Source organism: Candidatus Thioglobus sp., assembly GCA_028228555.1.
In the GTDB taxonomy this organism is placed as follows: Bacteria; Pseudomonadota; Gammaproteobacteria; order PS1; family Pseudothioglobaceae; genus Thioglobus_A.
Genome location: JAOJBP010000002.1, coordinates 159,354 through 173,240, shown reverse-complemented (window position 1 = coordinate 173,240; position 13,887 = coordinate 159,354). Strand labels below are relative to the sequence as shown.

The window sequence follows — 13,887 nt, the reverse complement described above, 5'->3', positions numbered from 1 at the left end:
TAATGGAAGTACTTATAATGGCTTGGAACGATAATAATAATCAAAAACCTTGGGGCGACAACAACCAGACGCCTCCTGATTTAGATGGTGTAATTAAAGAATTTAAAGACAAATTTAACAGCCTATTTGGCGCTGGTAATTCAACCAGTTCATCAGATGTACCAAAAGCACCGCAAGGTAGCCTGAAATTTGTTGTCATCATTGGTGTTCTTGTTTGGATGCTATCAGGAATCTATATTATCGATCCTGCTGAAAAAGGGGTTGTATTACGCTTTGGTGCCTTCCAAGAAGAAACATCCCAAGGTCCTCATTGGCACCTACCATTTCCTATTGAATCTGTAAGTAGAGTCAATGTAGCTCAAATTAGAACCGCTGAAATAGGCTATCGTAATGCCGTTCAAGGAAGTCGCAACTTTGGCGGCAATGTTTCTTCAGAATCACTCATGTTGACCAAAGATGAAAACATGATTGATGCTAAGTTTGCGGTTCAATACAAAATTAACGATGTACAAGCGTATCTATTTAATGTTGCTTCTCCAGATACAACATTGCGTCAAGTATCTGAAAGTGCTATTCGTCAAGTAGTTGGTCAAAACACCATGGATTACATCTTAACTGAAGGTCGAGTTAGTATTGCCGACGACATTAAAGACAAATCTCAAGAATTGTTAGACTTATATCAGACAGGTTTACAAATTACTACAGTAAACATGCAAGATGCTCAGCCACCTGAGCAAGTTCAAGCGGCCTTTTCTGATGCTGTTAAAGCTCGAGAAGATAAACAGCGTTTGATTAATGAAGCTCAAACATATGCCAATGATATTTTGCCAAAATCTCGAGGCCTTGCTGCACGTCTACTTGAAGAATCTAAAGCTTATAAATCTGAAGTAACCTCAAAGTCAGAAGGTGAAGCGTCTAGATTTAAGCAAATTTTAGCCGAGTATGAAAAAGCACCTTCAGTTACTAAAGAACGACTTTATCTTGAAACCATGGAAAGTGTCCTTGCTTCAACCAGTAAAGTTGTGGTTGACTCAAAAGCAAATTCAATGATGTATTTGCCTATTGATAAGCTAATCAATAATAAGCGAACTAACATCCAGCCTACATCTCAAGCAACTCAAGAACAGGTAGAAGCGCCAACTGGTTCTAATAATATTTTCCGTAATAGAGGAGTAAGATAATGCAAAAATTAGGATTAATTATCATTGCTGCAGTATTTTTTATACTGAGTACAGCAGTATATACGGTTAGTGAAACTGAAACTGCCATCAAGCTTCGTTTAGGTGAAATTGTTAGTGTTGAAAAAGAGCCAGGGCTTAAGTTTAAAACACCGTTTGTCAATAATGTAGTCAAATTTGATAATCGCGTCCAAACACTTGATGCGCCATCTGAGCGCTTCTTAACAGGTGAAAAGAAAAACGTTATCGTTGATTCATATGTTAAATGGCGTATTATCGACGCTGAGAAGTTCTATAAGTCGACAGGTGGCAACTTAGCGCGAACTAATAATCGTTTAGCGCAAATTATCAAAACCGGCCTTAAAAGTGAATTCTCAAAACGTACTATTGCTGATGTTGTTTCAGGCGAACGTAGCGAAATCATGACTAGCATTGCAAAGCTTGCTAAGAAAGATATTGGCGATTTTGGTATTGAAATTATTGATGTTCGTATTAAGCGTATTGATTTATCTCAAGAGGTTTCCAATTCAGTTTATCGTCGAATGCAAGCAGAGCGAAATCGTGTTGCGAAAGAATTTAGATCTAAAGGTGCTGAAGAAGCGGAAATTATTCAGGCGGCAGCTGACAAAAAGAGAACCATTATTTTAGCTGACGCTTATCGTGATTCAGAAATCATACGCGGTGAAGGCGATGCAATCTCGGCATCAAACTATGCTCAAGCATACAGCCAGAATGCTGATTTTTATTCATTCTATCGTTCATTAGAATCTTATAAGAAATCGTTTTCTGGTCAGAATGACATTTTGGTGTTAAACCCAAATACTGAGTTCTTCCGTCACTTTAACCCGAAGGCTAAATAAGCACTTATATGAAATCTTGGCAGTTACCTGAGGGTATTGATGAATTAAGCGGTAATCAGGCGCTTACTTTTGAAATGCTACGTCGTCAATTAATAGATCTATATACTGAAAAAGGTTTTGGTTTAGTGGTCCCGCCAATGGTGGAGCATATTGATTCGTTACTTTTAACCAGCGACTCGGTTAATGAAAAAACATTTAAGTTTTTAGATCCAGCTAGTGGGAAAATGCTAGGTGTTCATGCTGATATTACGCCGCAAATTGCACGTATTGATGCGAGACGTGCCAGTAACAATATTGAAAAATATTGTTACATTAATGCAATCCTACAAACCAGTGCTGATGACTTTTATGATTCACGCTCTCCCATTCAGGCGGGTGCAGAATTATATGGCTCTAACGAAATTTCAGCAGATGTTGAAGTGATTGAATTAATGCTTGAAAGTTTGAAGATTTTATCGATCAATCCGGTTGTTATTAGCTTAGGAAATGTGGCTATTTTCGATGCCTTAATGGCGGATGAATCGCTAGACTTGGATCAGGCAGCTGAACTACGTCACATCTTTGCGCATCGCTCATCACCAGATCTATCTGTTTTTATCAATAAGCATCCTCTTGTTAATGCGCCTTTATTTAATGCACTTATCAAGTTAGAGGGTGATAATAGTGCATTGAATCAAGCCTTGGATTTGTTTGTCAATTTTCCAAATGCGATCAGTGCCATCAAAGATTTACAGGCAATTGATCGAGCACTTAAAGGTAAAAATATTCAAGCAAGTTATGATTTAGCTGAACTACAAACTTATGAGTACCATACAGGCATTGTATTTTCAGCTTATAACCAAAACTACTCTAAGGCTTTAGCACAAGGCGGGCGTTATAACGGAATTGGTGAGTCGTTTGGGCAGTCAAGAGCGGCCACAGGATTTTCATTTGACTTGAAGTTTTTATCTCAATCAAATTAAGTTTTATTAACAATAAATTAACCAGTTAGGAATTAGTATGTCAAAAAATGTAGTAATCATCGGCACTCAATGGGGTGATGAAGGTAAAGGTAAGATTGTAGACTTGATCACTGATAAGGTCTCTAGTGTTGTTCGCTTCCAAGGTGGACACAATGCAGGGCATACTTTAGTGATTGATGGTAAAAAAACAGTACTACATTTAATCCCTTCTGGCATCTTACGTGATCATGTTGAATGTTTAATTGCTCATGGTGTCGTCTTGTCAATGTCTGCACTTATTAAGGAACTTGGTGAATTAGACGAGGCAGGTGTTAATGCAAAATCTCGCTTAAAGATTGCACCAGGTTGTCCACTGATTATGCCTTACCATGTTGCTCTTGATAATGCCCGTGAAGCTAAACGCGGTAAAGCCGCCATTGGCACAACAGGTAACGGCATTGGTCCGGCTTACGAGGATAAGGTTGCTCGTCGTGGACTGAGAGTTGGCGATCTGTTAGATCTTGAGGCATTTGCAGATAAACTTAGAGAGGTAATGGAATATCACAACTTCGCTTTAAGTAACTACTACAACGTACCAACATTAGATTTTGATACAGTTTTGGCAGAAGCTCTAGAACAGGCTAAGGTAGTGATTCCTATGATTACTGATGTCACTGAGCAAATTCATCAACATATTAAAAATAACGAAAATATCTTATTTGAAGGTGCCCAAGGTGCACTTCTAGATATTGACCAAGGCACTTACCCATTTGTAACCTCATCAAACACCACTTCTGGTGGTGCAGTAACAGGCTCAGGTGTTGGTGTAACAGATATTGATTACGTATGCGGTATTGTTAAAGCCTACACAACACGTGTTGGTGGCGGCCCATTCCCAACAGAGCTAATCTATGATGTATCAACAGACAAAGGTGATGAAATTGGTAAAGTTTTAGGCACCATAGGGCATGAATTTGGCGCAACAACAGGGCGTCAGCGTCGTTGTGGTTGGCTAGATATGGTTACCCTAAATCGTTCATTTAAGCTTAATGCTGTCACTGGAATTTGCTTAACTAAACTAGATGTACTTGATTCACTAGATAGTATTAAAATTTGTATTAGCTATGATTTAAATGGCAAACAAATAACTACGCCACCTTATGATGCACAAGGCTATGCAGATGCTAAGCCAACTTACATTGAAATGCCAGGCTGGAAAACTTCAACCATTGGCACAGATTCATTTGACTCCCTACCAATCGAGGCTCAAAACTACATTCGCAAGATCGAAGAGTTATCCAATTTACCAGTAGATATCTTATCAACCGGACCAGATCGCGATGAAACCCTGATCCTTAATAATCCATTCAACGAGTAATTATATGAGCGACCCGCATCAAAAAAGAGAATCAGAAAAGTACGATAACCCCATTCCATCTAGAGAATATATTCTTGAATTTATTAAAAAGAAGCCTATCTCAAAATATGATTTATTTGATTTATTAAAGGTCGATTCTGATCAAAAAAAACCACTAACTCATCGCCTTAAGGCCATGGTTCGTGATGAGCAACTAAATTGTGATAATGACGGCAATTTTACAATTTTCGATCCAGCTGAAGGTATTAAAATTGGTACAGTGGTTGCAAATCCTAAAGGCTTTGGCTTTTTAAAGCTTGAAGAGGGCGGTAGAGATTTACGACTTAATTCAAGACAAATGCAGCTAGTTTTTCACGGAGACAAGGTTAAAGCCCGCTTAATCAGTAAACGTGGCGATGCCAAGATTGTTGAAGTTCTAGAGAGTGTTAAAACTGTAGTTGCGCGCCTTCATATCGATGAAGAAGGTAATGCTCACGCTGTCGTTGATGATAAGCGTATCCGTAACAATATTAACATCCCTAAAATCAGTGACGACAACACGAACGAACAAATTGTTATTGTTGAAATCACTAAGTCACCTACATTTAAAGCCCTAGCAGAAGGCAGAATTATTCAAATTTTGGGCTCATATATGGATGAAGGTGTTGAGACAGATGCAGCGCTTTACCGTAATGGTATTCCTGTTGATTTCTCAAAAGAAGCATTAGCACAAACTGCAAAAATTCCAACTGAAGTAACTAAGCAAGATAAAAAAGGTCGTATTGATATTACCGATATGAAGCTTGTTACTATTGATGGTGAAGATTCTAAAGATTTTGATGATGCAGTATTTGCAGAATCAACAAACAATGGCTGGAGGCTGGTTGTTGCCATTGCTGATGTTTCTCATTACGTAGAAGAAGGCACAGCACTAGATGATGATGCAATCGAAAGAGGTAATTCAGTTTATTTCCCACGTCGCGTGGTACCAATGCTACCTGAGGCTCTATCGAACGGCCTATGTTCAATTAATCCAGGTGTAGAGCGTCTTTGTATGACTTGTGAGATGAACATCGATAAAGCAGGAAATTTACTTGATTATAAATTCTACCCTGCAACCATGTTCTCTCATGCACGACTAACCTATACAAAGGTGAGTAAAATTTTAGAGGAAGATGATCAAGCTTTAAAAACAGAATTCGAGCCAGTATTAGAAAATTTAAATGATCTTTATGACTTATATAAAGTGTTAAAGGCTGCTAGAACTAAACGTGGTGTAATGGATTTTGACCGTATAGAATCACAAATCCTATTTAATGATGCTGGGAAAATTGACAATATTATTGCCCGCTCAAGAAATGATGCACACAAGCTTATTGAAGAATGTATGTTGATGGCCAACCAAGCTACCGCTAAATTCTTAGGTGAAAATGAAGAGGACTTCTTGTACCGAATTCATCCAAAACCAACGGCAGAAAAAGTAGAGGTGACTCGTCAATTCTTAACTGCTATTGGCCTTACATTAGAAGGTGGTGATCAGCCAGATTCTAAACATTTTGCGAAAGTTCTGGAAGACGCCAAAGGTAGAGATGATGAAAACATTATTAAAACCGTCGTACTAAGAACCATGAAGCAAGCTGTATATACTCCTGCTAACGAAGGACATTTTGGTTTGGCATTTGATGATTACACTCACTTTACATCGCCAATTAGAAGATATCCTGACTTACTAGTGCATCGCGCTATCAATCGCGTTCTTAAAAAGAAAAAGCCATCATTGATGAATCGCGTAGTTGGCAAAGTACTGGGCAATAAAAAGAAAGAACCTTCTAAGAAAATGATTGAGCTGGGTGTAAATTTATCAGTTACAGAAAGACGTGCTGATGAAGCTTCTCGCGATGTTGAGCAGTGGCTAAAATGTGAGTATATGCGTGATAAAGTCGGCGATACCTTTAATGGTGTTATTTCAGGTGTAGCAGGCTTTGGTATCTTTATCGAGCTCACAGATGTCTTTGTTGAAGGCATGATCGCAATGCGAGACATGAAAGATGATTATTACAATTTTGATGATGTTCACCATCAATTAAAAGGTGAGCGAACTGGTAAAGTGTTCCAATTAGGTGATAAGATTAAAATCCAAATTGTTTCAGTTAACTTAGACGATAGACAAATGGTATTTGCTCCAGCTGAAGATTAAATTTTTTTAAGTTTAAACAGATAGAATAAAAATGAAAATATACGCACCCTGGGAAAAAGCCTTTAAAAAGGTATCAACGCCTTTTGAGCACTTCATTCATGCCCAAACCACTACGGGCAAAATTTTAATGTTTATGACGGTTCTTGCATTAATTCTAGCAAATACGCCGCTAACAGAAAACTATGAACATTTTTTTCATACAAAAATTGATTTCAGTATTGGCTCTTGGAAGTTGTCCCATAGTCTTCATCATTGGATAAATGATGGACTAATGGCTGTATTCTTCTTTATTATCGGATTAGAGATAAAAAGAGAAATTTTAGTCGGAGAGCTTTCAAATGTAAAAGTTGCGATTTTGCCCATTCTAGCAGCTATTGGCGGCATGGTTTTTCCTGCATTGATCTATGTAGGTATTAATGCAAATGAGCTTAGTGCTGTCGGATGGGGTGTACCTATGGCGACAGATATTGCTTTTGCGATTAGTGTTTTAGTACTTTTGGGAAAAAGGGTTTCTTCTGCGTTAGTAACTTTTTTAGTGGCACTTGCTATTGTAGATGATCTAGGTGCTGTACTGGTGATTGCAATATTCTATACTGATCAAATTAATATGCTGCCTCTCGGCTTATCTGGCATAACTTTTTTAATGTTAATTATATTAAATCGTTTTGGTATTCATGCAATATTACCTTATTTTATTGTTGGACTTTTCTTGTGGGTTTTTGTTCTAGAGTCAGGCGTACATGCCACTATTGCCGGTGTTATTGCTGCCATAGCGGTACCTTCAAAACCTAAACGAACATCTTTAGATTTATCTAAAGATACTAAAAAATTATTAGATGACTATGACAAACATCCTGTTAGTAAAAATCACACACTAAATGAAGATCAAAAAGCCATTCTAGATAATATACAACACAGGATTGATTCGGTACGCTCCCCAGCTACAAGACTGGAGCAAAAACTACATCTTCCTGTTGCGTTAATTGTTATCCCTTTATTTGCATTAGCCAATGCTGGTATTGCAATAGACTTTAACTCTATTGGCGATGTAATTATTGAGCCCATATCAATGGGAATTATTTTTGGTCTTATCCTAGGAAAGATACTTGGAATATTTGGAGTTTCTTGGCTGGTCATTAAACTAAAAATTGCAAAACTACCAGACCAAAGTAGCATGAGTCAAATTTTTGGCATTGCACTCTTAGGTGGTATTGGCTTTACCATGTCTATCTTTATAGCAGAGCTTGCTTTTTTAGGATCACCTGAGTTCATCTTTCAAGCTAAAGTTGGTATATTAACTGCTTCTTTATTGGCAGGTTTGTCTGGATTTTTATGGCTTAAATACATAGCTAAAAAGCCAGTATAAATACAACAAAAAAAAAGGAGGCAAGCGCCTCCTTTTTTAATACTTATTTTTCTTGACTGATTAGTCAGTCACTGCACCTTCAGAAGCAGATTTAGCTAATTTAGCAAATTTAGCTAAAACACCTTTAGTATAATTCGGTTTAGGTTGTACCCAATGAGTTAAACGCTTGTCAATAATTGACTGATCAACCAGTAACTCTAATACATTATTTTCAGCATCAATCAAGATTTCATCACCATCTTCAACAACAGCTAATACTCCACCTTTAAAGGCTTCTGGGGCGATATGACCAACCACAAAGCCATGAGTTCCGCCCGAGAAGCGACCATCGGTAATAAGTGCTACTTTACCACCTAAACCTTTACCCATAACGGCAGAAGTAGGAGCAAGCATCTCACGCATACCAGGACCACCTGCAGGTCCTTCATAACGAATAACAATCACATCGCCTGCTATAATTTCATCATTTAATATAGCTGTAAGCGCTTCTTCTTCTCGACCATAACATTTAGCTACACCTTTAAAACGCAATCCTTCTTTACCTGTAATTTTTGCAACAGCGCCATCTACGGCCAAATTACCTCGCAAAATACGAAGATGTGAATCCTTTTTAATCGGATTATCAAGTGATCTAATAATATCTTGGGAGTCGACATATGGCTTAACATCTTTAAGATTTTCAGCCATAGTTTTTCCAGTTACTGTTAAGCAGTCGCCATGTAATAATCCAGCATCTAAAAGCATCTTCATTAGTGGTAGAGTGCCGCCAATTTCAATCAGCTCGCTCATCATATATTTACCTGATGGCTTTAAATCAGCCAATACCGGTACATTTTTACCAATACGAGTAAAGTCATCAATATTAAGCTCTTTAACGCCTGCTGCGTCAGCCATGGCAATCATATGTAGTACAGCATTAGTGGATCCACCCAGAGCAATAAGAACGGTGATTGCGTTTTCAAATGCTTTCATAGTCATAATATCATTTGGCTTAATGTCTTTTTCAAGTAAGTTTAATACCGCTTCACCAGCGCGAACACAATCATTATTCTTATCCGCTGAAATGGCATCTTGAGCCGATGAGTTTGGTAAGCTCATACCTAGCGCTTCAATAGCAGATGCCATGGTATTAGCTGTATACATGCCACCACAAGAACCTGGACCTGGAATGGCTGTTTTTTCAATATTCTCAAGTTCAATTGCATTGATTGTATTACTAGCAAATTGGCCAACCGCCTCAAAAACACTCACCACATCTGTATGATTTTTACCTGGCTGAATCGTACCGCCATAAACAAAAATACCAGGACGGTTAAGCCTAGCTAAACCAATAATACAACCTGGCATATTTTTATCACAACCGCCAATTGCAACCACGCCATCAAAACCCTGACAACCCACTACTGTTTCAATTGAATCAGCAATAACCTCTCGAGATACTAAAGAGTATTTCATACCTTCTGAACCCATAGAGATGCCGTCAGAAATAGTAATCGTGTTAAAAATAACACCTTTACCACCAGCAGAATTAATACCTTTTTCAGCTTCATCTGCTAATTTATTAATATGCATATTACAAGGGGTTACCATTGACCAAGTTGAGGCAATACCTACTTGAGGCTTACTAAAATCTTCTTTTTTAAAGCCTACTGGATAAAGCATTGCACGAGAGGCTGCTCTTTCATAACCATCAACAACTTGAGAGGAATATTTTCTTGAGTTAGACATAATTGCTTTGTATTGATATAAAGCATTATATTTTAGATTAAAATAGTGCACTTCTATTAACGATTTAATACAGTACTTTGGATAAATCCGAACAAATTTTGACTTTAATCAAGCCTTTTGTAGATCAAGAGAAAATTCTACTTAGAAGCAAGGAAGAAATTGAAAAAAATATCAATGATTTCATCTTGCTATTTGACAATAATCAACTGGTTGCTTGCGCAGGTTTAAAAGATTGCCAAGAAGGCTCTATGGGTGAAATTTATTCTTTAGCAGTTGCTAAAAATTCTCAAAATTTAGGGCTTTCTATGCAACTCTTAGATAAGATATTAATAGAAGCTAAAAGACGAAAATTTAACAAAGTTTTCGCTCTAACAAAGTATGAAGCTAATTGGTTTTTAAAGCATCAATTTACCCAAATGAAAATTTCAAATCTACCTAAGAAGCGTCAAAAATATTTCAACCATGATCGTAACTCTTCTATATTTTTTAAGGATATTGCCTAATGCAAATCAAAGAACGTATTCGCGGGTATTTACCGGTTGTCATTGATATTGAAACCGCAGGATTTAATCATCAAACAGATGCTATGCTGGAAATTTGTGCTGTGATCATTGGCATTGATGACAGTGGAAAGTTATATCCAAAGGAGCCTCATCATTTTCACACGCATCCTTTTAAAGGAGCTAATCTTGAGCCAGCAGCTTTGAAATTTAATGGCATTGATGTTGGCAACCCACTGCGAGGTGCTATTGATGAAAAACTAGCACTAAGTGATATGTTTCAAACGATATGCACCGAGATGAAAGATCAAGACTGTTCGCGTTCGATATTAGTAGGGCACAATGCATTTTTTGATTTAGGTTTTTTGTATGCTTCAAGTGAAAGGTCAAAGCTTAAAAATCCCTTTCATAAATTCTCTACTATTGATACAGTTAGCTTATCAGCACTTGCTTTTGGAGAAACCGTACTGGCCAAAGCAATCGCGAAAGCCGGTATTGAATTTGACAATGCTCAAGCGCATTCTGCCTTGTATGATACCGTTAAAACCGCTGAGCTATTTTGTCAGATCTTTAACGATTTTGAATTTTCCCCGACACCAAAAAACTGATTAAACGCCAAGCGCTTTTTTTGTGCTTGATGGATGTTCATTAATTCAAATCTTACTTTTGCGCCTGGTTGTTGTTGTGCCAACAAAGCTAAATCCAATGAAAACACGCTGCCAATTTTTAAGTATCCGCCAATGGTTGGCGCATCTTTCAATAAAATAATTGGCAATCCATCACTAGCGATTTCTATACTTCCGTAGCTCATACCTTCAGAGATCATCTTGTCTTTTTTGATGGCTATGGGCGCACCTTTTAGCCTACATCCGGTACGATCATTTGCATGACTAATAGTATAAGTTTGACTAAAAAATAACGTTTTTTGATCATCACTAAATTCTGAATATTGATAACTTGGCAACAGCCTTAATACAACTTCTTGATGATAATTAGGAATATATTTTGGCGCAATAAAACGATCTAACAGGTCAATTGATGCTTGGCATACAAGCACTTCATCTTGTGTTATTTTCGAACCAATATGCTCACGTAAATTAACCGATCTGGAGTTAAATAGTTTTTGAGTTTCAAACCCACCTTGAACTGCTAAATAAGCGCGTATTCCATGCTTGGGTAGATGCCAGCTAAGTCTATCACCTTGTTGGATTTGAATACTTTTCCAAATATCCACCGCTTGATGGTTAATTTTAAAATCAAGATCAGCACCACAAACGCAAATAAGCATATTATCCAGCGCTTGTAATTCAACGCTGCCAAAGGTGATTTCCAAAGCGGCATCAAAATAATGATTACCCAATAAATAGTTTGCCCAAGCATAGGCATGCTCATCCATCACTCCAGATTGAGCCAAACCCTGTTGGCTATGATTTAAACGACCATAATCTTGAACCGTCGTTAAAAACCCTGGCTTGATAACTTTAAAGCTCACACTTGTCCACCATAGCGTATAAATTCATCACGACTAATTGAATAGAATTTGACCTCATCACCTATCTTAAATTTATCTATATTTTTAGGATTGTTAAGTGACAAGTCAATTATTGATCTACCAACAATATTCCAACCACCTGATGAATCAACAGGGTAAACCGCTGTTTGTCTATCAGCGATGCCCACGCTACCTGCTGGAATTATGATTCTTGGTGTGGCAAGGCGAGGTGCTTGAATTTGCTCATCAACCTGGCCTAAAAAAGCAAATACTGGACTAAATCCAATGGCATAAACTTGGTAAGTTTGCGAAGTATGAATATTGATAAATTCATCTATTGCTAGCTCTTTTTCAGCCAGTAATTTTTCTAAATCAAGAGCTACTTCAAATCCATAATAAACAGGGATATGTATCACCTTAGAGATTTGCTCAGTCTTTTCAATGCTAAATTGATCTAGCAATTCGCTAATTTGAGCTTTAAATTGCTGATAATTTACTTTGTTAAGATCGTAATTCACCAAAAGCGAAGTATAAGAGGGGGTTAGATTGATGATTGACTCAGAAAACTGCTTTTTAAGCTGATTTGCAAAATTTGCGATATTTTTAGGAAGGTCAGGATTGATCTTATTGTCAAAATAGATTAATATCGAGCTCTCACCTGCTAGAATGATTTTATGCATTTTTAAGCAGTTTTAGGGCATCTACAGAGGCTTTATTGTCACTATGAAAGCAAATGGTATCAATTTTGAAAGATTTTTCCTCTAAAAATTGATAATATTGATCAATAATAGATTTTGGATCGGTTAAAACTGCACCATTACTGCCTCTAGGAATCATTTGCAACCCTTGATAGCCTCGATCGGCATAAACTTCATGCAAAAATAAGCCATTCTTATTATTTCCGAAATTTTTAAAATAATCCTCATGACCGGCCAGAACCACCAAGGATAGATTTTGATCAATTTTATGAATTACATCACACATCACTTCTAAAACCAAAGGGTTGTGAGTTATATCGTGATACAAAGCACCATGTGGCTTGATATATTTAAGAAGAGCACCATGTTCAGTGCACAGCGTTTGAAAAGTGGTAATTTGCTGGTAAATTAAATCAAACAAGCTGGAGCTACTGAGTGTTTGACTCACCCGACCAAAGTTAGTCATATCTGCATAACTCGGATGTGCGCCAATCTTGACGCCAAATTTTTTGGCAAGTTGAATGGTTTTTATCATGCTGTTGTTATCACCCGCATGACCGCCACAAGCAACATTTGCCATGTTAATTAGCGGCATAATATCGGTATCAGGGTTGGGAGTTAAACACTCTCCTAAGTCGCAATTAATCATCAACATAGATGCAAATTATAAAGCAATCAAAACTCTCTATTCTCAAGATTAAACCGTTTTAATTTAGATAAAATCATTCTTATATATAAGAAAATAAGCCAAGTAGATATGGCAGTATTAATTAGCTATATTGGTAGAATTTGCTCTTATTGATGGTGTCGTTGCCATCATAACTAGAGCGGCTATAATTTTAATCAAAAATACAAAATGGTTTAAGCTTAGGTAAAATCATTTAAATTGTAATTTAACTCAACTAATTCTATGAACCACATTAAACAAATGTTCGAACTACAGATGAAGCTCAATGACGCCACTAACGGCGAAATTTGGACTGAAGGCGCTACTAAAGAAGGGCGTCAAATCTCATGGTTACGTTGTATTTATATGGAAGCTGCTGAAGCAATTGATTCTTTTAATTGGAAGCATTGGAAAGATATTGACTCAAAAAATGATATTGATAATGCTAAAGTTGAATTGGTTGATATTTGGCACTTTTTAATGTCCGAAGCAATTCATTATGGTGATGCTGGTTTTGCTGAAATATACAATGATATGGTGCCTGAGCGCGACATAGATCCAGAAAAGATGGTGGAGATATTTGAAAAAATCGTAGCCATATCAGCCAGTGCTAACGTTGATAAATCTCAAAATTCTTTATACCAATTGTTTGCTTTGTTTTTCCAAGCGTTGGGCAATATGGCCATGGACGTGCCAGAATTATATAAACGCTATTTGGTTAAAAATCAGTTGAATACTTTTAGACAAGATCATGGATATAAGGATGGCTCTTACGTGAAGATGTGGGGCGCAGTTGAGGATAATGTTGTTGCTTTTAATATTATGGAACAAAGCCCTGAGCTAACACCAGAACAACTCTACACACAACTAGAAGAAGCTTACTCTCAACTTTAATTCACAAAT

General features: G+C 37.2%; 13 protein-coding genes. 9 read left to right on the top strand and 4 right to left on the bottom strand.

Features of this window, described 5'->3' with window-relative positions; genetic code table 11:
• The first annotated feature begins 2 nt into the window (after positions 1-2).
• From hflK to nhaA, 6 genes are read left to right on the top strand one after another with little or no spacing between them, the layout of a single operon-like run.
• Positions 3-1,181: an FtsH protease activity modulator HflK gene (hflK, locus tag N9Y32_02570; protein MDB2589895.1), complete on the top strand. Its 1,179-nt coding sequence runs from the start codon at positions 3-5 to the stop codon at positions 1,179-1,181.
• Entirely contained in the window at positions 1,181-2,038 is an 858-nt protein-coding gene (hflC, locus tag N9Y32_02565; GenBank protein ID MDB2589894.1) for a protease modulator HflC, read from the top strand. The genes hflK and hflC overlap by 1 nt, the downstream gene beginning before the upstream one ends.
• Before the next feature lie 8 nt (positions 2,039-2,046).
• Entirely contained in the window at positions 2,047-3,000 is a 954-nt protein-coding gene (locus N9Y32_02560) for an ATP phosphoribosyltransferase regulatory subunit (GenBank protein ID MDB2589893.1), read from the top strand.
• 37 nt (positions 3,001-3,037) lie between these two features.
• Positions 3,038-4,357 carry an adenylosuccinate synthase gene (locus tag N9Y32_02555; protein MDB2589892.1) on the top strand — a complete coding sequence of 440 codons (1,320 nt, stop codon included), beginning with the start codon at positions 3,038-3,040 and terminating at the stop codon, positions 4,355-4,357.
• Between the two features lie 4 nt (positions 4,358-4,361).
• A complete protein-coding gene (rnr, locus tag N9Y32_02550; protein ID MDB2589891.1) occupies positions 4,362-6,533 on the top strand; it encodes a ribonuclease R in 2,172 nt (723 codons plus the stop codon).
• Positions 6,534-6,564: 31 nt separating this feature from the next.
• Positions 6,565-7,899: a Na+/H+ antiporter NhaA gene (gene nhaA, locus N9Y32_02545; protein MDB2589890.1), complete on the top strand. Its 1,335-nt coding sequence runs from the start codon at positions 6,565-6,567 to the stop codon at positions 7,897-7,899.
• A 60-nt stretch (positions 7,900-7,959) separates the two neighbouring features.
• On the opposite strand, the gene ilvD is transcribed toward nhaA, so the two are convergent.
• Positions 7,960-9,627: a dihydroxy-acid dehydratase gene (ilvD, locus tag N9Y32_02540; GenBank protein ID MDB2589889.1), complete on the bottom strand. Its 1,668-nt coding sequence runs from the start codon at positions 9,625-9,627 to the stop codon at positions 7,960-7,962.
• Positions 9,628-9,704: 77 nt separating this feature from the next.
• Between ilvD and N9Y32_02535 the strand changes: the two genes are divergently transcribed.
• Together N9Y32_02535 and rnt are read left to right on the top strand one after the other, a co-directional pair.
• Complete coding sequence (locus N9Y32_02535) at positions 9,705-10,130, top strand: GNAT family N-acetyltransferase (GenBank protein MDB2589888.1); 426 nt, start codon at positions 9,705-9,707, stop codon at positions 10,128-10,130.
• Positions 10,130-10,735, top strand: coding sequence for a ribonuclease T (gene rnt / locus N9Y32_02530; GenBank protein ID MDB2589887.1), 606 nt, complete (start codon positions 10,130-10,132; stop codon positions 10,733-10,735). The genes N9Y32_02535 and rnt overlap by 1 nt, the downstream gene beginning before the upstream one ends.
• On the opposite strand, the gene N9Y32_02525 is transcribed toward rnt, so the two are convergent.
• From N9Y32_02525 to N9Y32_02515, 3 genes are read right to left on the bottom strand one after another with little or no spacing between them, the layout of a single operon-like run.
• Positions 10,690-11,619 (bottom strand): biotin-dependent carboxyltransferase family protein, encoded by a 930-nt coding sequence (locus tag N9Y32_02525; protein MDB2589886.1) that lies wholly within the window; start codon positions 11,617-11,619, stop codon positions 10,690-10,692. The two genes, rnt and N9Y32_02525, sit on opposite strands and share 46 nt — an antisense overlap.
• A complete protein-coding gene (gene pxpB, locus N9Y32_02520; protein ID MDB2589885.1) occupies positions 11,616-12,299 on the bottom strand; it encodes a 5-oxoprolinase subunit PxpB in 684 nt (227 codons plus the stop codon). The genes N9Y32_02525 and pxpB overlap by 4 nt, the downstream gene beginning before the upstream one ends.
• A complete protein-coding gene (locus N9Y32_02515; protein ID MDB2589884.1) occupies positions 12,292-12,966 on the bottom strand; it encodes a LamB/YcsF family protein in 675 nt (224 codons plus the stop codon). Before N9Y32_02515 ends, pxpB begins: the two co-directional genes overlap by 8 nt.
• A gap of 261 nt (positions 12,967-13,227) precedes the next feature.
• Here N9Y32_02515 and N9Y32_02510 point away from each other — a divergent pair, with 261 nt between their 5' ends.
• Complete coding sequence (locus tag N9Y32_02510; protein MDB2589883.1) at positions 13,228-13,878, top strand: dUTP diphosphatase; 651 nt, start codon at positions 13,228-13,230, stop codon at positions 13,876-13,878.
• Positions 13,879-13,887 lie beyond the last annotated feature (9 nt).